The sequence below is a fragment of the Legionella nagasakiensis genome, from assembly GCF_900639915.1.
GTDB classification, from domain to species: Bacteria; Pseudomonadota; Gammaproteobacteria; order Legionellales; family Legionellaceae; genus Legionella_A; species Legionella_A nagasakiensis.
Window position 1 is genome coordinate 161,568 of sequence record NZ_CAAAID010000003.1, and the last position, 26,225, is coordinate 187,792.

Sequence of the window (26,225 nt, forward strand, 5' to 3'; positions counted from 1 at the left end):
TCATTAATTGTAGAATAATTCAAAGAAATGCTATCCCCAAAAGGAATCATTATGTCGGTATTGAATAAAATTAATCAGCAGAAACTTTCTTTATTATTGGATAAGCCATGGCTTTTACCTTCACTTCTTGTCCTCATCATAAATTTTATTGGAATTGCATTGAGCTTAGGCATAGAAAATATAATAAATAGCCCTTACCTTTCAATATCTGAAGATAAACAACAAACTATTCTTAATATTCTTGCCAGTTCATTAATGACTTTAATTAGTGTCACGTTTTCTATTAGCATGTTAATTCTATCTACTGTATCTAATCAATTCGGCCCACGTTTATTACCAAATTTTATCCACTCTAAAAACACTCAAATAACGTTAGGTATTTTTCTGGGTACCTTTCTTTACTGTTTATTTTGCATTTACTCTGAAACAAACACAATTACACGTGGTGCGCAAACCATTTATGCTTTTATTTTAGCACTTGGCTGTATTACTATTCTTGTTGCCTTTGTTAACAACGTTATGAAATCGATTCAAATTGATGGTATTCTTTCTTTAATTATATCCCAAACTAAATCCGCCATTTCATCCATTCAGCAAGAAAACACAGCAAACAGTCATAAAAGCTCAGAATTAAAGCCCAGAAAAATAATAAAAAGTGTATCCGCAGGAACAAATGGATATATACAAGGAATTGATTACAAAAAATTAAAAACAATTGCATGTGAAAATAATATATTCTTACAAGTTAATGTTCGTTCAGGTGACTATGTCTATCACCAAGATGAAGTAATTATCATATCTGCTGAAGATGAAAAAACATTAGAAAAAATTTCATTAAACACTCTACAATCGACAATTAATATCATTTCTATACGACTACTGAAACAAGATGTTGAGTATGGATTTGAACAAATTTCAGAAATTGCAGTACGCGCTTTATCACCCGGAATCAATGACCCATATACAGCACGTGACTGTGTCTTTTTATTAGGTGAATTATTTCTATATCTTGAACATCAAGATCACATTGAATTAAGTGAATTTCATTATCAGGACAAAATATTACTAGCTTATCGATCTTTTACTTATCAAGGCATTGTTGAAGCTGGATTAAATCGATTAAGACAGGCAGCATTATCCGATTTAACAGTTATTCTTGCTATTTATGACATGATTATTCAAATAACAGCATTATTGAAAAATAAGAAATTAATCTCTGCTTTGTTAAAACAAGGAATCGCATTACATGACATGATCCAAAATAAGAACTTACCCAACTATGACCGATTAGCGCTCTCTGAGCGAGAAGAAACATTACATAATCTTGTCAATCAATATCAAAGTGAATCTTTTAAAACTTGAGAGTACGACGAAGCTCATTGCAATTACGTAATGAACCTGTTAATTTTTCGACAATTGAGTATAACCTTATCTCCCATCACTTATTTGCCATTAAGGACTATGCGTGCGTCATTCAAAACGAGTTTTAAGTGTTTTTTCGCTGGTTATGATCAATGTCATCGCCGTTGATAGCTTACGCACGTTACCCTTGACGGCAAAACTTGGCCTAACACTTGTTTCCTATTATTTAATTGCGGCCATCGCTTTTTTTATTCCCGTTGCCTTAGTTGCTGCCGAATTGGCTACCGCCTATCCTGAAACAGGCGGTATCTACATTTGGGTGCGAGAAGCATTTGGTCGACGGGCAGGATTTATTACGATATGGTTACAATGGATTTACAACGTTGTATGGTATCCAACGATTCTTGCATTTATTGCTGCCACACTGGCCTATCTTTTTGCCCCTCAACTCGCCAATCACAAATTCTATTTGTTAGGTACAATTGTCAGTTTATTCTGGCTATTTACCTTTCTGAATTGTTTTGGCATGAAAATTTCGAGTCTGGTCAGCGTTATTGGCGCATCCATTGGTACCCTCTTACCCATGATAGGCATTACTATTTTAGGCATTATATGGATAAGCCAAGGCCGTCCTCTTGCTGTTGAAACGCCTATTACCTGGCTACCTGATTTTAGTTCACTAGGTAATTTGTCTTTATTTTCAGCCGTATTGTTTGGTTTGCTCGGCATGGAAATGTCGGCTGTCCATGCAGAAGAAGTAAAAAATCCTCAGCGCGATTATCCACGCGCCCTCTTATATTCTACGATTATTATATTTTCCACCTTAGTGCTTGGATCTCTGGCGATTGTTATTGTGGTTCCCAATCATACCCTAAGCGTTGTCTCCGGATTAATCGATGCCTACGCGATTTTTTTTAATTCCTATCACATGCCATGGATGACGTCCCTAACGGCTGCATTTATCATCTTAGGCGGCCTCAGTGGCGTTTCTGCCTGGATTATCGGCCCAACAAAAGGATTGCTGGTTGCCGCGCGAGATGGCTGTATTCCATCTGCTTTTACTCACGTAAATCACTATGGAGCGCCGGTGACTATTCTTATCACACAAGGGGTTATCTTTACTTTATTAAGCAGTGTATTTATTTTATTTGACTCTATCAATGCAGCGTACTGGATTTTAAGCGATTTATGTGCACAAATGGCTCTATTAGTTTATGTATTTATGTTTTCAGCAGCCATCCGCTTACGTTATAGTCGGCCCGAGCAATCAGGTGCCTATAAAATTCCTGGCGGCAACTTTGTCATGTGGCTTGTTGCAAGCCTAGGCATACTTTGCTGCATTATAGCCATTATGATTGGCTTTGTTCCTCCCACTCAAATTCCAATTAAGAATAAATGGTTTTTTGAAATGTTTTTAATCGGCGGATTGGTTATCTTTGTCTTGCTGCCATGGTTATTGGCAAAAAAACATAAATCCATATAGGACTATTTACACTGATACAGTTTATGGGTTCATTGGGCCCATCCAGCCCAATGAACCCATAAAAAGAATGAATGAGTGCATCTATTCTTCAGGTAAGGACATCAAGCTCGCATTCCCCCCAGCAGCCGTTGTATCCACGGTATAAGTTCTTTCATGGCATAAACGCTGTAAATAATGAGGCCCCCCTGCCTTGGGGCCGGTGCCTGACAATCCTTCTCCGCCAAACGGTTGTAACCCGACTACAGCACCAATCATATTACGGTTGACATAACAATTTCCTGCATGAATCCGCTGGCGAATATATTCAACCGTTTGATTAATACGACTGTGAATGCCTAACGTCAGACCATACCCTGTATTATTCACTTGCGCAATCACCTCATCAAGAGCCTTATGTTTGAAACGAATCACATGCAAAACAGGCCCGAATACTTCCTTCTCTAAAGCGTTCATATTATCAATAGCAATGGCAGTTGGCGGCATAAAATACCCCTGCTCACAATCTTCACTTAATTTACATTGATAAATGATCTCATAGTCTTTCTTCATGGTTTCTACATGTTTTTTTAATACGAATAACGCCTCTTTATCAATGACAGGACCTATATCTGTGGTTAACCATTGAGGATCGCCTATACATAATTCAGCCATAGCACCTTTGAGCAACTCAACAAATCGTGGATAAACATCCTCCTGTACATAAATGACTCTTAATGCCGAACATCGTTGACCGGCAGATCCAAACGCAGAAGTCAATACATCCATGATGACTTGTTCAAGCAGCGCAGAAGAATCAACAATCATGGCATTTTGTCCACCTGTTTCTGCTATCAACGGAATAATTTCACCACCCCGAGTTGCCAGTGTTTTATTGATGTGTGCAGCAGTTTGGGTTGAACCGGTAAAAATAACCCCTTTTATACGCTTATCAGCGACCAACGCTGCACCAACGCTTTCCCCTCGCCCTGGCAATAATTGTATGACGCCAGGCGAAATTCCCGCTTTAATCATCAATTGCACCGCAAAATGAGCAATAAGCGATGTCTGTTCTGCAGGCTTAGCGATAACACAGTTACCTGTCACAAGCGCTGCAACAACTTGCCCTGTAAAAATTGCCAATGGGAAATTCCATGGACTGATGCACAGAATCACGCCACGAGGATGTAAACTTAATTCATTTAACTCACCTGTGTAGCCCTGCAAACGTATTGGTTTAGTCATCATTTGCTTTGCTTTTGCTGTGTAATAATGACAAAAATCAACCGCTTCTCGTAGCTCAGCAATGCTGTCATTCCAAGTTTTTCCGGCCTCTAGCATTGCCAAAGCAAGAATTGTAGCTTTATTTTCTTCCAGCAAACCGGCAAATGTTTCGATTAATTCACATCTGACTTCTACTGTCGTCGTGCTCCATTGCGAAAAAGTTTCCACAGCTTTAGTTAAAGCCCAATCAATATCCTGGTTGGTAGCATAAATCACTTGCCCAATCTTACGACCTGTATGCTGAGGAGACATCACATCACAAGCCTCGCTATTTTCCTTCATTCTGCCTGCAAGAATAGGAGCTGCTTGCCAATGAGTTAAATCCATTTTTGCGAATTGTTGTTGCAGATCAGCAATATACTTTCTATTCGTTAAATCAATTCCAGTTGAATTCTTTCTCTCAGGCAAAAATATTGATGCTGGCAACGGTATATTCTGATTCATTTTACTGAGTAATTGTTTTGCTTTACTCACTGGATCTTCAACGAGATGACTAATAGGTGCTTTATCATCGACAATGCGGTTTACAAAGGATGAATTTGCACCATTTTCCAATAAACGACGCACAAGATAAGGCAACAAATCTTCATGACTGCCAACAGGTGCATAGATACGGCAAGGAATTCCATAACGATTGACAGGTACAATCTGATCATACAGTTCTGTGCCCATACCATGCAGACATTGAAACTCGAAATCACGATAATCGCCAACCAAATTTAAAATTAAAGCCACTGAATAGGCATTATGAGTAGCAAACTGCGGGTAAATTGCATCCGTCATCGTCAGCAGCTTTTTAGCGCACGCCTGAAAAGAAACATCTGTAAATGGTTTTCTAGTAAAAACTGGGTAATCTTGCAACCCTTGCATTTGTGTTTTTTTAATTTCACTGTCCCAATAGGCGCCCTTAATCAAACGCACCATCACACGCCGCTTCTTACTTCGGGCCAACGCGGCAATCCAATCAAGAAGATAAAACGCTCTTTTTTGGTAAGATTGCACCGCCATTCCAAATCCATTCCAGCCATCCAGACTGGGATCATTAAAAGCTCGTTCAATAACATCAAGCGACAAATCAAGTCGTTCAGATTCTTCAGCATCCACGGTAAGTGCTATATTAAATTTTTTTGCCAACTGCGCTAAAGCTAACAATCTTGGTGTTAATTCTTCTATGACTTGTTCAGATTGCGACTCTTGATATCTGGGATATAAAGCAGACAATTTTATTGAAATACCTGGATTACTATAAACATTTCCTCTTGTTGCAGTTTGGCTTCCAATTGCATGAATTGCTTTACTGTAAGCATCATAATATCGTTCCGCATCAATGGCTGTCAGTGCCGCTTCCCCTAACATATCATACGAATAACGATAACCATATGCTTCTTTTTTCTTCGCCCGTGTTAATGCTTCTTTAATGGTACGTCCCATCACGAATTGCTTACTCATAATTCGCATGGCCTTATCTACTGCCTTGCGTATCACCGTTTCACTGCTACGATTAACCACTTTCATTAATGCTTTGCTTAAAACCGATTCGGCTTTTTCAGGCGACAATACTTTACCTGTTAACATTAATGCCCAAGTCGTAGCATTAACAAAAAATGATGGGCTTTGACCACGATGTGATTCCCAATCTGCATGAACAATCTTATCTTTAATTAATCGATCGACCGTTGCCGCATCAGGGACCCGTAGAAGCGCTTCAGCAAGACACATTAATGCAATCCCTTCATTGCTGGACAGAGCATATTCTGTAAGAAAAGAATCAATACCTGTACTTTTTTTACGCTCGCGACGAACGGCCTCTACTAACTGGATTGCAACCTCTTTTACAGCGTTTATCTGCTCGTGAGTCAAGGTAGCATTTTCAAGCAGATGCATGATATTCTTTGATTCATTTTCATGATAAGCTTCATTAATTGTAGCGCGTAACCCTTTCGGCGGTTGTAATGTTCGTCTGTCCAGCATATTGCCCCCAAACCAATAGAATTCTGATGTTCGAGAAGGATAATTTAATTTAGTCTTAAATTAAATTAAATTTATAATTTTTACTCATGATACGTGGCTTTCTACCTGTTAATCCATCATTTAATGAATATTTTGTGTTCATCAAATGAACTTTTAGTTTTTTGATTAAACTAAAAACAAATAAAACCGGGGATTATTTTGATCAATTATTGATCTTTTTTATTTTTATTAAAACAAAATTTGCTTTTATGCATATTTTAACCATCTGAATTGATTAATATTCCCCCTTGATGGACAATCAAAACTCTTGTGATTTTACTTTTACCTAACTTGTCAATATAATAACCACGTTTAAAACGCTTCTAGCGGGTCTGTGGGTCGTATTGCGGTTAAAAGTCATGCGTTGATTTTTAGTACCTATATACTCAGGTTTAATGACGACCATGGAAGATAGCCGCATTTCCTTTAGGGCAACTAATTAGAAAATGGAGTATTATGAATACAATTTTTACTTTAATTTCTGTAGCACTGCTGACTAGCAACATGACATCAAGCGCGCCAAGTTTTGCAAAGCCCGCTTTTGATATCAATACGGAAACGAAGCACTTAAGTCAAAAAGCGCCAACGCTTAATAAAAAAGTGCTTAAATTAGCACTTGCTGCTTATCAAAAAGCAAAAGAAAAAGGTAAGGTAAAAAAACCAGTTCTTACGGTGATCGATTATTCGCTTCCTTCCTCAAAACAGCGCATGTGGGTGTTTGATATTAATAAAGAAAAACTTTTATATAACACGCATGTTGCTCATGGAAAAAACTCCGGATTAGATATTCCTCATCATTTTTCAAATACACCATCTAGCAAAGAAACCAGCCTGGGAACCTATGTAACTCGTGACACCTATTTTGGTTCAAAAGGCTATTCACTAAATTTGCATGGGCTCGAAAAGGGATTTAATGATAATGCATACAATCGCCGGGTAGTCATTCATGGAGCTTGGTATGTAGAACCAAATTTTATCAGAAAAGCAGGACGTGCGGGTCGAAGTTGGGGATGCCCATCCATCGCTCAAACACTAGCAAAGCCGGTCATCAATACAATTAAAGGCGGCTCTATTGTATTTGCTTATTATCCTGACAAGAAGTATCTGTCTCACTCAGGATATGCCATTGCTTAAAGCCTATTCAAAAGCTCCGATCTTGGCCATAAACCGTTAATTTTTTTGTACTCCGCTGCTCATGTACTTCTATGTACACTGCGCTGCGGTACTCAAAAATCAACACATTCTGGCTCAAGTTTGAAGACTCTGAGTCAGTCTCTAAAAAAAATAAAGCCAGGGGCACACCCTGGCTTTTCACAGTCTTCCAATCAAGACATAGTGTCTTGCAACTCGTCCATGACGATCAGATCCATCTGATCAAAGTCCTTTTCAAGAGCTTCATTCCTTGAAGTCTTTCTTAAATTTAGCAGTCTAATTGTCTATATGCAAGGCAAGCTGATGAAATTATTTATGATATGTTTTATAGATTAAATAATTAATCTATATTTTTCATTTAGTTATAAAATAGGCAAGCGCAAAATGCTTAAATTTAAGTAATATCTCAAGAAAAACCAAGAAATTTCTTATAAGGATTTAAGTCATTAATCCTTACTCATGCTGATTAAAGCCAAAATATGCAATATTACACGCAATTATATTTGTTCATAACTCTGAGTTATGATAATTTAAGTGAGTGAAATAAGCTACCGAGCCCTCACATGAATCAAGAAAGTACTGCTAAAAAAGATAAACTCAAGACGATTGACTGGCTAACAGAACACTTCCCCGCTGCTTTTTTTAAAAAAGCAAACCAGGTTAAACCGCTAAAAATAGGTATATTTGACGACATCATTGATTTTTATGAACGTCTGGATGCCCCTCCATTTAGTAAAAAAACCTTACGTGAGGCATTAAATTACTATAGTGCATCGCCAGCTTACCTTCATTGCCAAAAAGCAAACGCTGCCCGGGTGGATTTATTTGGAAATGAAGTAGATGTTGTTACTGATGAGCAAGCAAAATATGCTCATCAACGTTATCAGCAACGCTATATAGAGAAAAAAACCAAATCACGTGCCTAATAGGTGGATTTCTTTAATTATCCAACATTCCGCAACACCGTATTTTTAGTAAAAAAGACAACGTGTGGCATGTCGGATTATGACTTCTGACAAGCCAATAAGTAATTAACACGAACCGACTTCTGCAATGAAGCAGCGCGGCTAAAAGGATTATAAGACATACCTGACATTGCAATGCTTTCCAAGCCAACGGCTCGCGTCATTGCTGTCAGCTCGCTTGGTCTAATAAATTTTTTAAATTCATGCGTTTGGCGCGGTAACAATTCAAGAATATATTCGGCAGCAATGATTGCTGTGGCATACGCCATTGGCGTTCTATTTATAGTTGATAAAAATAAATAACCACCTTGTTTTAGCAAACGAGAACAGTGTTCAATGACCACCTGCGGCTCAGATGCATGTTCCAGCATTTCCATGCACGTCACAACATCAAACAATCTTGTCTCAAAAGACTCGATTGGTTGACCTACATAGCAGAGATCCAGTCCACTTTCTTTTGCATGAGCACGCGCTACAGTAATTGCATCCTCTTCAACATCAAGACCAGTAACATTCGCTCCTAACTTGGCCATACTTTCCGCCAAAATTCCTCCACCGCAGCCTACGTCCAACACATGGCACGCAGATAAATCAACAAATTTCTGTATGAATTGAAGACGTGCGGCATTAATATCATGCAATGTTTTAAGAGGACCATCCTTATTCCACCATTGAGTAGACAGTTGGGCAAATTTAGCAATCTCTTGTGAATCAATTGTCGTTTTCTTATTCATGATCTCTTAGTAAATCCAGTGGCTTAAAAAATGCCACTACCTCAGGGTTAGTGATAAAACTAATGTTATAAGGATGTTCAGCGATAAGACTTGGAAAAAGTTCAGCTTCAGGAACCTGTTTTGCCACATGTCCCAATAAAACCAATTGCAAAGATGGCTTTAATTCAGCCAATTGATTAAGCAATTCATGAATAAATGGCCGCCAGTAGCGGGCATGGTAATTCACCTTTCCTTCACTATAAACTAAGGAGGCATTTAAAAGCAAAAATCCATGATTAATAAAAGCATTAAATAATTGCTGCGCTGTTTTTACATAACCTTCTTTGTCAAGTTGGGCAATTGCCTGTTGGGAAAAATCTTCTTGCAAATCTTCGCGTGCATAGAGAAGCATTTTTATCCAGTTGCGTAAAGAAGTGGCGCGATTGACTTCTTTGCTTAATCCATTTTGGCTCCACAGTGACCCCACTGAATCATCCCAAAAAGCATAGCCATTTGCAGATTGGGCTCGAGGATAAGGCGATTCTCCCATGAGAACGTATTGAGTAGCTTGCAAAGGTATACTAAAGGCTGCAAACAATTTTTTCTCGCCAGGTAACCAATCATGATGTGTTTGTAGGTGCTGCAAATAATCAGCATCTACATGGTTAAGCGCTTCATAAAGTATTGGATGCCACTGGCTATGAGTCTGTTCGATAATCGTTCGTCTAAAGTATTCTGACATTTGACATTTACTTAAATATAACCTAAACCATCCTTATTTTCGCGTCATATCAGCAAATGTCAACTAAACTTAACACAATAGGAGATAAGTCATGGTGAATGGACCCAAAGTAGGAGAGTTCTGCTGGAATGAGCTGGCAACCCCAAACGTGAAAGCCGCCAAAGAATTTTATGGCAATGCCTTTGGTTGGAAATTTTCTGATCACTCTATGAATGGCACGACCTATACATTAATTAAATTAGGCGAGAAAGAGTTTGCAGGGATTTGGGAAATTCCTAAAGATCAAGTGAATCAAATCCCACCTCATTGGATGAGTTATATCCTGGTAGAAAACCTGGAAAACAGTCTTAAAAAAGTACAACAACATGGCGCTACGATTAAAGTTCCAGTAACGAAAGCAGGAGAATTCGGGCAATTTGCCATCATCACCGATCCAACAGGTGCTCATGTCGCTCTATGGGAAACATTCAATCAATAACATCTTTGTAGCCTGGTTAACGCAAGCGTTAACCAGGGTTCAGTGTCTTGTAATTCCCGGATATCGCTTCATGCTATCCAGACTACGAAGTTAGCAAAATAGGTAAACCTCTTCTTATACCTGTCTTCTTGCTTCAAGAACATTGGGAATCTGGCTCAGCTTATTGAGTAAACGTGATAAGCTATTTAAACCATCGATCTCAACCTTTAGAGTAATGTAGGATGTATTCTCCTGCTTGTTGGTTTGAGTCTGCAATGCATACACATGCGCTTTCTCGTTAGCAAGCAACGAAGTTACATCACGCAAGAGTCCGGAACGGTCAAACGCTTTGATAAGGACATCAACTACATAGTGTTCACGTGTGCTGCTGCCCCAATTCACTTGTAAAAATCGTTGCCGTTGTCTTTCACCAGCATGGAGAATATTAGGACAATCCGTGCGATGAACGGAGACACCACGACCAAGAGTAATATAACCGATCACATCATCACCAGGCACCGGTTGACAGCAGCGTGCCATATGAGTCAATAAATTGCCAACCCCTTCAATTCGTAAATCACTTCCTGAAACACCTGGTTTTGTTTGTGGCTTGACAATATTTTGTACCGTTTCTGCAGCCGTTTCAGAAGGCGTCAAACGATTTAAAATCTGTCCTAACTTAATATCACCTCGTCCAAGTGCTGCATATAGATCATCCAGCGTTTTCAAATTAAAAGAAACAGCCACGTCTTGTAAACGATCCGTTTTAAGACCTAATGCTTTTAATTCCTTATCCAGTATTTCATGACCTTCTGCCTTGTTGCGATCAAAATCTTGCATTCTAAACCAATGCAATACCTTCGCTTTGGCGCGTGAGGTTTTCAGGTAATTAAGATGAGGATTAATCCAATCACGAGACGGCCTAGCATCCTTGCCCGTTAATACTTCTACTTTATCACCTGTTTTTAGAACATACGTGAGCGGTACAATATGGCCATTCACTTTTGCACCACGACAACGATGACCAATTTCACTATGAACCTGATAGGCAAAATCAAGCGGCGTTACACCTTGGGGTAAATCAAGCACATCACCATCTGGTGTAAACACATAGACTCGGTCTTCGAGAAACTCCCTCTCAATGGCTTCTGAAACCCCTTGATTCGATGCCATTTCACGATGCCAGGCTAAAACTTCGCGCAACCATTCTATCTTACGTTCGTGGCTCTCTTTTTTCTGTACTCCACCTTCCTTATATTTCCAATGCGCCGCAACACCCATCTCTGCCAAATCATGCATTTCAAAGGTGCGAATCTGTACTTCAAATACCCTTCCTTCTGAACCCTTAACAGCCGTATGCAATGATTGATAGCCATTCGGTTTAGGATTAACGATATAATCATCAAATTCTGCAATGACTTGCTGCCATAAAGAGTGCACTAAACCCAAAACCTCATAACATTGCTCCCGCGTATCAACCAATATCCTGACTGCCGTTGCATCATAAATTTCATCTAAAGGAACATTTTTGCGCTGCATTTTGCGATAAATGCTATGAATATGTTTAGAACGACCGTAAACTGCGAAGTGCTCTAATCCTAAATCGGCAATATGGCGATTTAATTCCTCCACGATAAAATTAACAAAACGATCTCGTTCCAACCGCTTGGCCTTTAATCCTTTTGCAATTGTTTTATAATCGTTAGGATACAAATGACGGAATGACAAATCCTCCATTTCCCATTTGATGGCGCCTATCCCAAGACGATTGGCTAAAGGTGCATAAATTTCCATCGCCTCAGTTGCAATTTGTTGACGCATTCCCTCCGGCAAAGGAGCCGAAGATCGCAAAACACATAACCGCTCCGCAAGTTTAATAAGAACCACGCGTACATCATCAACCATCGCAAGCAACATTTTACGGACATTATCTACTTGATGTTTACTTTGCGGATATTTATTTAAGGCCTGAAGATTTGAAATGGCATTCATTTTTTCAATACCTTTCACGAGTCTTGCAATATTACTGCCTAACTGCTCTTCTACCACATCCAAAGACAATTCAGCATAATGAACACTTTCATAAACAAGCGCTGCCGAAAGAGTATCCTGATCCACTTCCAGATCAGCTAAAATATCCGCCATAGCAAGTCCCTGTTGGAAGCAGGATTCCCCTGTTTCTGTTGCCTGCTCATAACCCGCCAATTGACTGAGCGTGCAAGCATTACGAATTGATTCAATCTCTTGAAAATATCCTTTGCTGCTTATTTGATGCAACCATTGCTCCACATCGATGTTTCCATCGGATAATAACGGTATATTTTCTTTAACTTTAACCATGACTTCTTTTTTATCCTTAATGATCAGAGGAAGCACCGACCCCTAGTTTTTTTCAAATACAGCCATTGACTCAACATGTGCCGTCTGAGGAAACATATCCATAACACCGGCGGCTTTAAACCGATAACCTTGTTGGTTCACTAAAATATCGGCATCTCTTGCTAACGTTGCCGGATTACAAGAGACGTACACAATTCGTTTTGGCATGATTTTATGGATTTGCTTCACAACAGCCATTGCTCCAATGCGAGGGGGGTCAAGTAATAGTTTGTCAAAAGCTCGCCCGCTAAATTGAGCCATTGAAGATTCTTCATCTAAATTTGCACTTATAAAATCAGTGTTATTCAGAGCATTTACTTTTGCATTTGCACGTGCCCGTGTCACCATAACCTCACTGCCTTCAACGCCAAGCACGTACGCACAATGCCGGGCAATGGGTAAGGAAAAATTACCCAAACCACAAAACAAATCAAGGACGTTGTCTTTTGCCTCTAATTCTAATAATTGCACAGCACGCCTGACCATGAGCCGATTCAATCCGGAATTGACTTGGGTAAAATCCGTAGGATGAAAGTCAATACGAACATGTTCTTCTGGCAAACAGTAATTTAAAAACTCACGGCCATCGTTAGGATAAAACAAATAGACACTATCTATACCACCAGGTTGTAAAAAAATTCGAAAATTCGTGTGTTGTGCAAAAGCACAAATTTTATCCTCATCACTGGGCGTCAGTGGCGAAAGATTTCGAAATATTAAAGCAATTTCTTCATCGCCTGCCGCCACTTCAATTTGTGCGATGCAGCGAGGGTCAGACAGCGAGTCAACCAAAGCACGCAAATGAATAATTTCAGCATCAACCTGAGCATGCAAGATGGGACAGTTCACAATTTCTGTAATATAACGTGGATTATTTTTTTCCCTAAACCCAATCAGCGTTGCATTCTTTTTTTCAACAAAACGAACACTTAGACGCGCCTTATTACGATAATACCAATGTTCACTGCTCAAAGGTTCCAATAAGAAATCCGGTTGAGTATGTCCTATACGCCCTAATAAATCCAATAATAACGCTTGTTTTTCCTGAATTTGGGTCTTTTCATCCAAATGTTGCAAAGAACAACCACCACAAAGAGAATAATGACTGCAACGAGGTTCCACTCGCTGCAAAGAAGGCGTGACAACAGTCAATAGTTTTCCCTCATCGTAATCACGCTTTTGGCGTAGATATTGAAACGTCACTGTTTCCGCTGGGAGTGCTCCCTGGATAAACGTTGTTTTTCCATTGATATGCGTAATTCCACGTCCATCATGGCTGAAATGTTCAATGGTTGCGGTTACAGGCGGAGGCAATGTCCGACGACTTTTTTTACTCATAAATCAAATCCAAACTATTTTAAACTGGATATAAATGTTTCAACGTCTTCGGGGGATAATTCAATAAATCGTCCTCGAGCCAATGAACGTGGCATTTGTATCGAACCATAACGGATACGAATCAAGCGACTGACTTCCACGCCTTGCGATTGCCACAAGCGTCTGACTTCCCGATTTTTGCCTTCACTCAAAATAACATGATACCAACTGTTTTTTCCTTCCCCACCGCGAAATTCAATTCGTTTAAATTGGGCAAAGCCATCCTCTAACTCAACACCTTTTAGGAGTATATTGATAGATTCCGAATGAACATGACCATGAACACGAACAGCATATTCCCGCTCTATCTCATATTTGGGATGCATCAAACGATTGGCCAATTCCCCATTATTCGTAAAAATTAATAACCCAGACGTGTTAATATCCAAACGCCCTACCTGCACCCATCGACCTTGTTTCAAAGGAGGAAGATGATCAAAAACTGTTTTAACATGCTTAGGATCATGACGACTTGAAATTTCACCTATTGCTTTATTATAAAGCAAAATACGAGTTTTTTGAGCTAACTTTAAAGGATTTTCAATGACTCGACCACGAACACTTATCTTATCGTCTGCTGTTGCAACGTCTCCCAATCTGGCTTGTACACCATTCACATGAATGAGACCACGATCAATCCATCGTTCCATCTCTCTTCTGGACCCCAAGCCTGCCTGGCTTAAGATTTTTTGTAATCGCTCATTGCTCATGTTGCATTTTATCCAAAGAAGGTAAGTCATTCAGACTTTTTAAATTAAAATAATCAAGAAATGTTTTTGTTGTTGTATATACTGCCGGTTTTCCGGGAACATCCTTATAAGCGGCTATACGAATCCATTCTCTTTCCAATAAAGTTTTTAGCATAGATGTGCTAACAGCCACCCCTCGTATCGATTCAATATCCCCGCGGGTTACTGGTTGCTTATAGGCGATAATGGCTAGCGTTTCTAATAAGGCACGTGAATATTTTACGGGTTTTTCAATCAATAAACGCGCTATCCACGGACTATAAACTGCTTTGGTTTGCAAACAATAGCCACCTGCCAAACATTTTAACTCAATTGCACGATGACAGTAATCATTTGCCAATTCTTCCAGTATGAGACTCAATCGTTCTCTCGTCGGTTTTTGGTCTTCCTCAAAAGCGTCTTGAATCTTTTCCAAAGATAAGGGCTCCCTGCTGCTCATCAACAACGCTTCCATCACCAATTTCAGCTCTAAATCATCCATAATGAGCCGCCTTCAGATAGATGGGAGCAAAATGATCTGTTTGCGTGATGACAAGCAGGGATTGTCGAGAAAGCTCAAGAATGGCAAGCAAAGTAACAACCAAACCCATTCGACCTTCTGAAAGAATTAACAAAGAACGAAACTCAAGCAAACGTCCTTCTTGTAAGGATGCTAACACCATACTCATACGCTCACGCACTGATAAAGGTTCACGGGCAATATGATGATGTTCCTGATGGGCCTGACGTTGCAATAAAGCCGCAAAAACGTCACCTAAATCAATCAATCGAACGTCCGGATGTTCTTTTTCTATGCCTATCTCACCCTCTAATTGCACGTGGAACACATCACGTTCATACCGCGGTAACGTATCGATAAACTCAGCGGCTGCCTTAATTTGCTCATATGCTTGTAGCTGTCTGACTAAAACCAATCGAGGATCTTCTTCCTCATCATCATTTTGTTGCTCTGAACAAGATGGAAGCAACAGCCGAGACTTAATTTCGGTCAGCAAAGCAGCCATAACCAGATAATCAGCCGCAAGTTCTAATCGCCTTTTTCCCATAAGATGGATATATTGCATATATTGCTGCGTGATCAGTGTCATTGGAATATTCAAAATATCAATATTCTGGCGTCGAATCAGATAAAGCAGCAAATCAAGCGGGCCGCTAAAAGAATCTAATAGAACTTCCAAAGCATCTGGAGGAATAAACAAATCATTCGGCATCGCGGTTAATGGTTTGCCTGCAACGATTGCTAAAACCCCACGGTCTGTCTCTGTCCGCTCAGTTATCATCGTAACGATTCACCACATTCAACCTACACTTAAATCTGACTTTTCCCCTAAAGCATTCAAAATGTGGTGAGTGATTACTTATCATCAATAATCCAGCCCCATGGCTTCACGCACATCCTCCAGCGTTTTATTTGCTTCTTCGCGTGCCTGTTCACTTCCTTCAACCAAAATACGCTTGACTGATCCCATATCAGATTCATATTCCTTGATGGCTTGTTGTATGGGTTGTAATTCACGATTAATGGCATCAATAACAGGACGCTTACAATCGATGCAACCAATACCTGCCGTACGGCATCCTTGCTGCACCCAATCTTTTACCTCTTCATTCGAATACACTTTATGAAATTGCCACAGAGGACATCGTTCTGGTTCGCCGGGATCTGTTCGTTTAACTCTGGCTGGATCGGTTGGCATGGTTAGAATTTTCTTTTCAACCTGCTCAGGTTCTTCGCGTAAACTGATGGTATTATTGTAAGATTTGGACATTTTATTGCCATCAAGCCCTGGCATTTTTGCATGCTCAGTCAACATAATTTGTGGTTCAGGTAGGATAATTTTACCTTCGCCATCCAGATACCCCAGTAATCGCTCTTTATCACCTATGGATAAATTTGGCTGATTAGTAAGCAATGCTCTTGCGGTATTTAGGGATTCGTGACAACCTTCTTGCTGAAATTTTTTACGTAGTTGGACATAAAGCTTACCATTTTTTTTGCCCATTTTTTTGATGGCTTCATGGACTAAATTCTCAAAATTAGGCTCACGTCCATAAAGATAATTAAATCGTCGGGCGACTTCTCGAATCAACTCCACATGCGGCGCTTGATCTTCACCGACTGGCACATAATCAGCCTTATACAACAATACATCCGCACTTTGTAATAATGGATAGCCTAAGAAACCATAGGTTGAGAGATCTTTTTCATGCAGTTTTTCCTGCTGTTCTTTATAGCTGGGAACACGCTCCAACCACCCTAAAGGAGTAATCATAGAAAGCAACAAATGCAATTCGGCATGCTCAGGAACCCAGGATTGAATAAAGATATGTGAAAGGTTGGGATTAATGCCGCAAGCCAACCAATCGACCACCATGTCCCAAAGAAACTGTTCTATCCTTCTTGGTTCATCGTAATGCGTGGTTAATCCATGCCAATCAGCAACAAAGAAATAACAATCGTATTGATGTTGTAATTTTATCCAGTTCTTCAGCACACCGTGATAATGGCCAAGATGCAATTTACCACTAGCCCGCATGCCTGAAACAACCCGTTTGTTTGCACTAAATAAAGCTGACATCAAAACCCTCGATCATACATACTATTATCTAAATGGGGTCGGATCCCCTTTCCCTTCGCGTAAAATGGCAGGATAATCTCCCGTCAGATCAACCACCGTTGTTGGTTGCTGACTGCAATTACCCCCATCAATAATTAAATCAACCTGACTACCTAACAAGTCTCGAATCGCTTCAGGCTCACTCAGTGGTGCAGCCGCACCAGGTAATATTAAAGTCGAACTCATTAGCGGAGCATCAAGCGTTTCAAGTAACGATAATGAAATAACATTTTCTGGCACTCTTAAACCAAGCGTTTTTCGTTTAGGATGTAGCATCAATCTTGGGACTTCACTGGTCGCATTTAAAATAAAGGTATAAGACCCAGGCGTGAATGCTTTTAATAAGCGAAATATGGCATTACTTACTTTGGCGTAAGTCCCTAATTGCGACAAATCACGGCAAACCAGCGTCATATTATGATGCTTGTCTAACTGTCGTAAATGGCGAATGCGTTCTAGCGCAGATTTATTCCCTAAAGCACATCCAAGAGCATAACCTGAATCCGTTGGATAGACGATCAATCCTCCTTCTTCGATAATCGTTGCCGCCTGCCTCAACAGTCGTGCTTGTGGATTATCTGGATGTATTGCAAAAATCTGGCTCATAATATCCCCGGTTAAATAGTCCATTGATGCCATATGGGCTTACAGTTTAACGGTAATTTCGATTGTCGGCCAAGCGCCGTACGGGATAAGTCATCGCGATGAAAATCGGATCCAGTGGAAGCCAACAAATCAAAACGCTCACAAAGCAAAGCAAGCTCATTGAGCTGTGCAAGTGTCATATCCCCTGACACAACCTCCATGCCAATACCACCTGCCATTTTAAATGCAATGATTAACTCATGCAGTTTTGTGCGAGTCAATGAATACTTAAGTGGATGAGCAATGACCGCCTCGCCTCCTGCTTGCATAATACCCGTAACGGCTTCTTCAATCGTTATCCATGGCGTTGGCACATAAGCGCTGCGGCCACGTGCCAAATAACGCTTAAATCCGCTTTGAATATCCTTTGTTAATCCCTCATTCAATAAAACCTGAGCAAAATGAGGTCTAGTCAGCCGGTCATGTCCTGCCACAGCACACGCTTTATTATAAGCATCACATACCCCCTGCTTTTCCAAACGTTCTGCAATTTTCAAAGCCCTTACCGTACGGCTTTTCTGTTGTTGTTTAATCAAGTTATTTAGTACGGATTCTTCCGTAGAAACGTTTAAGCCAATAATATGAATGTCGTATTTTTTCCAACGAACACTAAGCTCAATGCCATTGATAATGGTAATATCACTTCCATTGTTTTCAACAGCAGCATGCAAAGGAACAAGCCCTGCCATTGTATCATGATCAGTCAATGCCAACGTTTTAATACCAGCCTCCATAGCTCTTTTGAGTATATCGGCAGGACTTAAAGCACCATCAGAAAAATAGCTATGGCAATGCAAATCAATCATATACAGAATAAAATCATTTAAAAAAGCAATTATACCCCACTTTTTGTATTACCGTATTTTTTAAAAAAACGAAAATGTGATCTGTGAAGTATACTTCATGCAGATTTACTTGCCTAACCTCCAGTCCATGCACTATCCTTATGGTATATTAATCTACTTTAATAACACTTTGAGCAGTACATTTTTTGACGATTCACTGATATCACCTGCCTTTAGCGCACTTGAACTAGCCAACTTGTGTGGTTCTTTGCATCAAAACATCAAAATGCTGGAAAAAATCTACGAGGTCACCATCAGGCCCCAACAAAACGGCATCGCTCTAAGGGGTTTTTCAGCCCGTAACATTCATCGGGCAAAAAAAATGCTGGTTAAATTACACACCTATGCCGATCAACCCATTAGTACACAGACCATTATGTCATTACTGAATCAGGAGGAATACCAAACTGAGATGACCAATCAAGTTAAATTAAACCGTAAAATTATTAAACCACGTAATGCCAAACAAATGGACTATCTAAATAGCATTGACCAACATGATCTGACTTTTGCCGTAGGTCCAGCCGGCACAGGGAAAACCTATCTTGCAGTAGCCAAGGCAATAGAATATTTTGAAAAAGGTGAAGTTCAACGGCTAGTCTTTGTTCGTCCTGCCGTGGAAGCAGGAGAAAAATTGGGCTTCCTCCCCGGAGATTTGGTAGAAAAAGTCCTTCCCTACCTAAGGCCTATATACGATGCCTTGTACGAAATGATAGGTTTCAAAGAAGCACAGAAATTAATTCAAAGCGATGTCATTGAAATCTTACCCTTAGCATTCATGCGTGGCCGAACACTGAATGAAGCATTTATCATTTTGGATGAGGCACAAAACACCACCTTGATGCAGATGAAAATGTTCTTGACTCGTATTGGTTTTGGTTCTAGATCAGTCGTCACGGGAGATATGACTCAAGTCGATTTACCCAAAGGCACAGACTCAGGTCTCGCTAATGCCGTACACTTATTTAAAGCCACTGAAGGCATTGCCATTCATACGTTCACCAGTCGCGAAATTGTACGACATCCGTTGGTTTCAAAAATTATTGACCGCTATGATGAGGAAATAAAGGATTATAAAAAATGAGTTATCATATTGATATTCAACACGCTTGTGATGAACCTCTTCCGGTAGCTGATGAAACCTTAACTCAGTGGGCAGTACTCCCTCTCAAGCCACATAAAGATTCTGCTGAACTCACTTTAAGATTTGTCGACTCAGAGGAAATGACCCATTTAAATCACACGTATCGTCATAAAAATAAGGCAACCAACGTGCTCGCTTTTCCCGTCAATCTCCCTCAAACCATTGAATTAGAATACCCCCTGCTTGGTGATGTAATTATTTGCCCTGCCGTTTTAAAAGAGGAAAGTCTAATACAAAATAAACCATTAACAGCGCATTGCGCACACATTGTGATCCATGGCGTACTTCATTTGCTAGGGTATGACCATATAAACGAAGAAGACACAAACATCATGCAAGCACTTGAAATTGAATTACTTGCCAAGCTCGGTTTTGAGAATCCATATAAAACAGAGGGAAATGAAATTGAGTAAAGAAGAAGACACCAATTGGTTCATGCGATTAAAACAATTTTTACAGGTTGAACCACAAAATAAAGAACAATTAATAAGCTTGCTGCGAGATGCCCAAATTCGTGCCTTAATTGACGCTGAAACACTTGCCATGATTGAGGGAGTAATTTTATTTTCTCAAATGAAAGTCCGTGATATTATGCTTCCCAAAAAGCAGATGACTTGTATCCCTCAAGATGCTGAATTACATAAAATCATAGATATTGTTACCCAATCAGGGCATTCTCGTTTCCCAGTGACTGGTGACAGCAAAGATGACGTTGTTGGAATCCTTCATGCTAAAGATCTCTTGCGTTTTCAAGTTCAGCAAAATATACCATTTGATTTGCTCGATATTGCCAGACAGGTAACCTTTGTTCCCGAAAGTAAACGGCTTGATTCCCTCTTAAGCGAATTTCGCAGCAATCGTAATCATATGGCTATCGTTGTTGATGAATATGGCGCGGTTGCTGGATTCGTAACTATTGAAGATATTATTGAACAAATTATCGGTGATATCGAAGATGAATTTGACGTCGATGAAGAAGCTTATATAAAAGCGCATGGTGATGCCCATTACATTTTAAAAGCACATACCCCTATCGAAGAATTTAATGAACAACTGCACGCGAATTTCAGTGATGAATCTTATGACACCATAGGCGGTATTGTGATGGCCAATTTCGGCTACTTACCCAAACGCGGAGAAGTCATTACGATTGATCAATTCGAATTTAAAATTCTAAATGCCGATGCTAGACGGATTAAGCTTCTTGAGTGTTTTGACCGACGAAACAAACAGCCATTCTTAAAGGAAATCGGGTGATGAATAATAAAATTCTAATTATTGATGATGATACAGAACTAACCGATCTTCTTAAACAATACATGGAGCCTGAGGGATTCAGCATTACTTGTGTTCATGATGGTGAAACTGCTATTAAAAAAGCGCTGAATCAGCCCTTTGATGCCATGATCCTTGATGTGATGCTACCCAAACTTAATGGCTTTGAAGTATTAAAAACCATTCGTGAACATCTGGATACGCCAGTATTAATGTTAACGGCACGCGGTGATGACATTGATCGTATTGTCGGGCTTGAGATTGGTGCTGACGATTATCTGGCGAAACCATGTAATCCCCGCGAATTGATAGCACGTTTGCGAGCTATCTTACGACGCACCCAGAAATACCCGGTACATCGCCCCATTATTGAACATGAAAATATTCGGGTTGATTGTTCAAAACGCACTGCATCAATCAATGGCGCTCTATTAGAATTAACCAATGCTGAGTTTAATATTTTGGAAATGCTTATAAAATCACCAGGGCAAGCATTCTCTAAAGAAGAATTAACCGAATATGCTCTAGGCCGTAAGTACACGGCTTATGACCGTAGCATTGATGTACACATCAGCAATTTGCGTAATAAACTTGGCCACAATCCTCAAGGTGACGATTGGGTCAAAACCGTACGCGGCTTTGGTTATTTATTTAATGCGTAGTTTATATTGGAAAATTTTCTTTTCCTTCTGGTTGGCAACCATTCTTATCATTCTAACCATTGCATGGATAACCAGTGAAATCGCTAAAAAATCATCCATTCCCGCCAGAGAACAAGTTTTTATGGATAGTTACGCAAATGCAGCGGTTGCTACCTTTGAATCTGGACACCACCAAGCCTTAATCCAATGGCTAAAAAAATCAGGTCTGAATCAACATATGAATCTTTACTTATTAACCAGTAAGGGAGAGATTATTAGTGATCAGAATCCTCCGGATATTGTTAAAAAAGTGGCTAAAAATCTGGAATACGATCAATTAGACGAAGGAATCCTAAAATCTGGTAATCTGTTTGTCAGCCATGAAATTCTATCAACGTCAGGGATTGCTTATCGGCTTGCGGCGGTGAGCGAAAAGCCACTTGCGCATTTTGTCCAAATACCCTGGGCAGGTTTGACCATCCGTTTACTCATTGCGATTTTTATTAGCGGCCTTATCTGTTATTTACTTTCCGTTTATTTAACCCAACCTTTGCATTCTTTACAACTTGCCGCTAAATCCATTGCTACGGGAAAATTAAGCACACGAGTCGGTTCTTTTATTGGACATCATAAGGATGAAATAGCCAAACTCAGTGATGAATTTGATCGTATGGCTGAGCAACTCGAAACTCTTGTTAAATCAAAAGAACGGTTACTGCAGGATATTTCCCACGAATTACGATCACCGCTTGCCCGCTTGAATCTAGCCATTGAGCTTGGTCGTAAAAAAACAAACCATCTTGCGGATGATGAGTTTAACCGTATGGAATTGGAATGCTGTCGTCTAAACACCCTGATTGGCGAAATACTAGAATACGCTCGACTTGAAAAATCAACCAATTCGGTCAAACGCTCTGCAGTGCATTTGCATGAATTACTCGATCAAATCATTCAAGATGCAAATTATGAATTTCCCGGTGAACACCCCCGCGTTATCAAACAACATATAGATCCCTGCACATTGGCAGTCGATAAACGCTTCATTCATCGCGCCATTGAAAACATTCTACGTAATGCTTTACGTCACTCCTCTCCCCAAGACCCTGTGTTAGTTTCTCTAAAAATCAATCCTCAAGAAAAAAGCGTCTATATTGATATCAAAGACCATGGTCCCGGTGTTCCGGAAAGCCAATTAACCAATATTTTTTACCCCTTTTACCGTGTTGATACGTCAAGAGAAAAAAAAACAGGAGGGTTCGGATTAGGATTGGCCATCGCCCAACAAGCCATCAAACTGCATCAGGGTGAAATTCAAGCAAAAAATCGCAAAGAAGGCGGCCTTTTAGTTAGAATTTCATTGCCTTTCTCTTCTCCCCTCTAATCAAGACCAAGTTTTTTTAAGCGATAACGTAAAGTACGAAAACTGACTCCCAGTAGCCGTGCTGCTGCGGTACGATTCCATTTTGTTTTTTCCAGAGCGTGTAAAATTAATTCTTTTTCATGCGCTTGCAGCGTTTTCGCAAGATCAAGGGATTCTAACGTCAATGACAGAGGTCTCTGTAGTGCTTGAGAAAGCTGTAAATCATCTACCTCAATGGTCTCACCATTACATAGCGTCAGAGCACGCTCCAAAATATTCTCAAGTTCACGTACATTGCCAGGAAAAGAATAAGATTGTAGTGCCTGCATCGCTGCTTTAGATAAAATAGGAGACTCTTTCTCTTGCTCTTTTGCAAGTTTTTGTAAAATATTATCAGCAAGCAAGGGAATGTCAGACACGCGTTCCTGTAAAGCAGGGACACGCAATTCTATTACATTGATTCGATAATATAATTCTTGGCGAAAGCGGCCTGCTGTGATTTCATCCTGCAAATTCTTGTTGCTTGCACTTAAAATACGAACATCCACTGGTATTTCTCTTAACTCTCCAATCGGTTTGACGGCTTTTTCCTGGATTGCACGCAATAATTTCACCTGCATGGCCAATGGTAACTCGGCCACTTCATCAAGAAATAAAGTTCCACCAGCCGCAGCCAAAAACAATCCTTGTTTATCAGCAAATGCCCCCGTAAAACTTCCCTTTATATGTCCAAAAAATTCTGACTCCATTAATTCACTAGGAATTGCTCCACAATTAATTGCAATAAACGGTTTTTCGCTTCTTGGGCCATGGGCATGAATCAAACGAGCCACCAGTTCCTTACCAACACCTGATTCCCCCTGAATAAATACAGGTGCTTGGCTGCGTGCCAATTTGCGAACATTTAATCGTAATGCTTGCATGACATCACTATTTCCCAAAAGTAATTCATCAGGTAGCTCTGGCCGATGATACATACGCAATGCTGTATTCACCAGTGATTTCAGCATCGCTAAATCAATTGGTTTAGAGACATAATCAAACGCCCCTGCTTTTAATGTATTTACGGCACCCTCCACATTTCCATAAGCAGTAATCACAGCGACTGGCAGTTGTGGCAAGTGTTGCTGTATATAACGAACAATTTCATAGCCCTGACCATCAGGAAGACGCATATCGGTCAATACTAGAAAATAATTCTTATTTTTATTTATACACATCATACCTTCTTTAAAACTTGCCGCCGTATCACAAGATAATCCCATACGCTTTAAGGTCAGTGACAATAACTCGCAAATATCTGGCTCATCATCAATAATAAGCACTTTTTCGTTACTCATAGTTTTATCTCGTTATCATGATTAAAATGAATGCTAAAACAACAACCATGATCATTTTCAAGTAAATTAAGACGTGCCTGATTGATTTCACATAAATCCTTGGCAATGAATAAACCCATGCCATTGCCACTCTGCAGTGTGCTAAAAAAAGGATCAAAAATATTATTTCGTATTTCTTTTGCGATGCCAGGTCCCGTGTCGCAAACAGTGAGTGTTATTTGTTGTGTGTCCTCTTGAACGGTAATGGTGATCGTCACTACCCCTGTTTCATCTCGCCCATGTTGCATCGCATTATCACAAAGAATAATTAAAATCTGCTCCAGTTGACTTTTATCAAAAACAACGTTGGTTTTATTTTTCAGCAATTTTATTACAATATTACATTGATTAATAAGACAAAATTCATGTTTAAATTGTTGAAGAAATGCAGTTAATTCTATCACTTCGGGCGAGGATTGCTGCCTTCGGGATATTTGTAAAACATTTTTTATCACTTGATTCATACGTTCACAATTTTTAAGAATAAGCTGCTTTAGCCGACTATCCTCTTCATTTAAATAGTCTCCTTCCCCTAACAATTGAATCGCGTGAGAAATAGCTCCAAGAGGATTACGCAATTCATGGGCAATACTTGCAGAAAAACGTCCTAGAGATGCTAATTTTAATTGCTGGGCTTGTTGTGCGATGTCTATCATGTCATTAATAATGATCAACACAGCCGTTTTCTCAGCATCGGATGCAGAAAAAAAATGAACTTGCAAATAAGGTTTCTTAATGGTCGCCTGAGCAGATTGTTCATTGGCTTTTTTTTTGGATAAAAATTGTAAATATTTTTTATATAAAGGCGGTGATACTTCCTCTAAAGTAGAACGCCCCCGGTTATCAGCAAGGCTTAAAAACCGCCGCGCTGCTTTATTCATCACCTTAATTTGCCTATTAGAATCCACGTAAATCACGCCGTATTGTAAACGTTCAACAATATATTCATTTAATCGATGTACGCTGGCTAATTCCTTGGCACGATCTTGTGCCAAATGTTCACTGCTACGAACGAGCCTTGCCAAGTACCACGCCGTTAAAGCCGTTGCAAAAAAACCTGCGCCATAAATTCCTGCAGAAAAAAAACTACTTAGATCTTGCTCAGTTCCATGAATGTATTTTGCCGTACTGATTGCCAATAACAAGCAGCTGGCAATTGCCGCAAAATAAATAGCCAAGCGCCCTGGTGCAAGAATGCTCAACGCAGCAATATAAGCGTATAACAAAATACCAAGCGCTGATTCGATATAACCAATCTTATTAATTAAAAAGACCACAACGATTACGTCAATGGTTCCAGCCCAAAGAACTTGTTGTTCAAGTCGAGGAAATCGCCGATGCCATAAATAAAGAAAAATCAATCCAAAAATAAAGTATGCAGCTAATGATCCAAGATAAATCCAATTCGAACGATGGTATGCGTCCAGCAAGAATATGCCGAACAATGCAACAACACTCCCCAAGCGATAAATGTTGTATACCAACAACATTCGCCATTGTCGTACCAGAGATAAGTTGTTTAATTTTCTATCCATTTGTTAAGTTAATTGACTTTTAATAACTATAGGTCAATCAATGCAAGCCTGCCAGTATTTATCCAGGGTTTATTCTGACTTTCATCGCTGCATGCAATTTTTATTTTTTGCACTATGCTTAATAAGCAGAGAGA

23 protein-coding genes are annotated in these 26,225 nt (G+C 39.7%); 10 read left to right on the plus strand and 13 right to left on the minus strand.

All coding sequences use genetic code 11. From position 1 onward, the window contains the following. The first annotated feature begins 51 nt into the window (after positions 1-51). Positions 52-1,362, plus strand: coding sequence for a DUF2254 domain-containing protein (locus tag E1O52_RS03710; protein WP_133127357.1), 1,311 nt, complete (start codon positions 52-54; stop codon positions 1,360-1,362). A 103-nt stretch (positions 1,363-1,465) separates the two neighbouring features. Next, positions 1,466-2,845, plus strand: coding sequence for an APC family permease (locus E1O52_RS03715; protein WP_133127358.1), 1,380 nt, complete (start codon positions 1,466-1,468; stop codon positions 2,843-2,845). Positions 2,846-2,926: 81 nt separating this feature from the next. On the opposite strand, the gene putA is transcribed toward E1O52_RS03715, so the two are convergent. Further along, positions 2,927-6,076 carry a bifunctional proline dehydrogenase/L-glutamate gamma-semialdehyde dehydrogenase PutA gene (putA, locus tag E1O52_RS03720; protein ID WP_133127359.1) on the minus strand — a complete coding sequence of 1,050 codons (3,150 nt, stop codon included), beginning with the start codon at positions 6,074-6,076 and terminating at the stop codon, positions 2,927-2,929. 495 nt (positions 6,077-6,571) lie between these two features. On the opposite strand from putA, the gene E1O52_RS03725 reads away from it, so the two are divergent. Together E1O52_RS03725 and E1O52_RS03730 are read left to right on the plus strand one after the other, a co-directional pair. Continuing rightward, positions 6,572-7,249, plus strand: coding sequence for a murein L,D-transpeptidase catalytic domain family protein (locus E1O52_RS03725; RefSeq protein WP_133127360.1), 678 nt, complete (start codon positions 6,572-6,574; stop codon positions 7,247-7,249). Positions 7,250-7,830: 581 nt separating this feature from the next. Continuing rightward, the gene (locus tag E1O52_RS03730) at positions 7,831-8,193 is read left to right on the plus strand and encodes a ProQ/FINO family protein (protein ID WP_133127361.1); all 363 of its coding nucleotides are present in this window, start codon (positions 7,831-7,833) and stop codon (positions 8,191-8,193) included. Positions 8,194-8,270: 77 nt separating this feature from the next. On the opposite strand, the gene ubiG is transcribed toward E1O52_RS03730, so the two are convergent. Further along, the gene (ubiG, locus tag E1O52_RS03735) at positions 8,271-8,966 is read right to left on the minus strand and encodes a bifunctional 2-polyprenyl-6-hydroxyphenol methylase/3-demethylubiquinol 3-O-methyltransferase UbiG (RefSeq protein ID WP_133127362.1); all 696 of its coding nucleotides are present in this window, start codon (positions 8,964-8,966) and stop codon (positions 8,271-8,273) included. Next, complete coding sequence (locus E1O52_RS03740) at positions 8,959-9,687, minus strand: uracil-DNA glycosylase family protein (protein ID WP_133127363.1); 729 nt, start codon at positions 9,685-9,687, stop codon at positions 8,959-8,961. The genes ubiG and E1O52_RS03740 overlap by 8 nt, the downstream gene beginning before the upstream one ends. A 91-nt stretch (positions 9,688-9,778) precedes the next feature. On the opposite strand from E1O52_RS03740, the gene E1O52_RS03745 reads away from it, so the two are divergent. Continuing rightward, positions 9,779-10,165 carry a VOC family protein gene (locus tag E1O52_RS03745; protein ID WP_133127364.1) on the plus strand — a complete coding sequence of 129 codons (387 nt, stop codon included), beginning with the start codon at positions 9,779-9,781 and terminating at the stop codon, positions 10,163-10,165. Between the two features lie 114 nt (positions 10,166-10,279). On the opposite strand, the gene relA is transcribed toward E1O52_RS03745, so the two are convergent. The 8 genes from relA to E1O52_RS03785 form a co-directional block, all read right to left on the minus strand. Continuing rightward, entirely contained in the window at positions 10,280-12,484 is a 2,205-nt protein-coding gene (gene relA / locus E1O52_RS03750; protein ID WP_133127365.1) for a GTP diphosphokinase, read from the minus strand. Between the two features lie 42 nt (positions 12,485-12,526). Then, positions 12,527-13,861: a 23S rRNA (uracil(1939)-C(5))-methyltransferase RlmD gene (gene rlmD / locus E1O52_RS03755; protein ID WP_133127366.1), complete on the minus strand. Its 1,335-nt coding sequence runs from the start codon at positions 13,859-13,861 to the stop codon at positions 12,527-12,529. A 14-nt stretch (positions 13,862-13,875) separates the two neighbouring features. After that, the gene (locus E1O52_RS03760; protein WP_133127367.1) at positions 13,876-14,610 is read right to left on the minus strand and encodes a pseudouridine synthase; all 735 of its coding nucleotides are present in this window, start codon (positions 14,608-14,610) and stop codon (positions 13,876-13,878) included. Further along, complete coding sequence (scpB, locus tag E1O52_RS03765) at positions 14,600-15,130, minus strand: SMC-Scp complex subunit ScpB (protein ID WP_133127368.1); 531 nt, start codon at positions 15,128-15,130, stop codon at positions 14,600-14,602. The genes E1O52_RS03760 and scpB overlap by 11 nt, the downstream gene beginning before the upstream one ends. Beyond that, positions 15,123-15,929, minus strand: a complete 807-nt coding sequence (locus E1O52_RS03770; protein ID WP_133127369.1) for a segregation and condensation protein A — start codon at positions 15,927-15,929, stop codon at positions 15,123-15,125. Before E1O52_RS03770 ends, scpB begins: the two co-directional genes overlap by 8 nt. An 84-nt stretch (positions 15,930-16,013) precedes the next feature. After that, positions 16,014-17,228, minus strand: coding sequence for a tryptophan--tRNA ligase (locus E1O52_RS03775; RefSeq protein ID WP_133127370.1), 1,215 nt, complete (start codon positions 17,226-17,228; stop codon positions 16,014-16,016). Between the two features lie 24 nt (positions 17,229-17,252). Beyond that, positions 17,253-17,873: an L-threonylcarbamoyladenylate synthase gene (locus E1O52_RS03780; protein WP_133127371.1), complete on the minus strand. Its 621-nt coding sequence runs from the start codon at positions 17,871-17,873 to the stop codon at positions 17,253-17,255. Positions 17,874-17,884: 11 nt separating this feature from the next. Next, positions 17,885-18,718, minus strand: a complete 834-nt coding sequence (locus E1O52_RS03785; protein WP_133127372.1) for a PHP domain-containing protein — start codon at positions 18,716-18,718, stop codon at positions 17,885-17,887. A 97-nt stretch (positions 18,719-18,815) separates the two neighbouring features. On the opposite strand from E1O52_RS03785, the gene E1O52_RS03790 reads away from it, so the two are divergent. From E1O52_RS03790 to cpxA, 5 genes are read left to right on the plus strand one after another with little or no spacing between them, the layout of a single operon-like run. Next, positions 18,816-19,841 carry a PhoH family protein gene (locus E1O52_RS03790; RefSeq protein WP_242602145.1) on the plus strand — a complete coding sequence of 342 codons (1,026 nt, stop codon included), beginning with the start codon at positions 18,816-18,818 and terminating at the stop codon, positions 19,839-19,841. Beyond that, positions 19,838-20,314, plus strand: a complete 477-nt coding sequence (ybeY, locus tag E1O52_RS03795) for an rRNA maturation RNase YbeY (protein ID WP_133127373.1) — start codon at positions 19,838-19,840, stop codon at positions 20,312-20,314. Before E1O52_RS03790 ends, ybeY begins: the two co-directional genes overlap by 4 nt. Beyond that, on the plus strand, positions 20,301-21,158 hold the full coding sequence (locus E1O52_RS03800; RefSeq protein WP_207384171.1) for an HlyC/CorC family transporter: 858 nt from the start codon (positions 20,301-20,303) through the stop codon (positions 21,156-21,158). Before ybeY ends, E1O52_RS03800 begins: the two co-directional genes overlap by 14 nt. Beyond that, positions 21,158-21,838 carry a two-component system response regulator CpxR gene (gene cpxR, locus E1O52_RS03805; RefSeq protein ID WP_133127375.1) on the plus strand — a complete coding sequence of 227 codons (681 nt, stop codon included), beginning with the start codon at positions 21,158-21,160 and terminating at the stop codon, positions 21,836-21,838. The genes E1O52_RS03800 and cpxR overlap by 1 nt, the downstream gene beginning before the upstream one ends. Continuing rightward, positions 21,831-23,198 (plus strand): two-component system sensor histidine kinase CpxA, encoded by a 1,368-nt coding sequence (gene cpxA / locus E1O52_RS03810; protein WP_133127376.1) that lies wholly within the window; start codon positions 21,831-21,833, stop codon positions 23,196-23,198. The genes cpxR and cpxA overlap by 8 nt, the downstream gene beginning before the upstream one ends. Here cpxA and E1O52_RS03815 read toward each other — a convergent pair. Then, complete coding sequence (locus tag E1O52_RS03815; protein ID WP_133127377.1) at positions 23,195-24,517, minus strand: sigma-54-dependent transcriptional regulator; 1,323 nt, start codon at positions 24,515-24,517, stop codon at positions 23,195-23,197. The two genes, cpxA and E1O52_RS03815, sit on opposite strands and share 4 nt — an antisense overlap. After that, the gene (locus E1O52_RS03820; RefSeq protein ID WP_133127378.1) at positions 24,514-26,091 is read right to left on the minus strand and encodes a sensor histidine kinase; all 1,578 of its coding nucleotides are present in this window, start codon (positions 26,089-26,091) and stop codon (positions 24,514-24,516) included. Before E1O52_RS03820 ends, E1O52_RS03815 begins: the two co-directional genes overlap by 4 nt. Positions 26,092-26,225 lie beyond the last annotated feature (134 nt).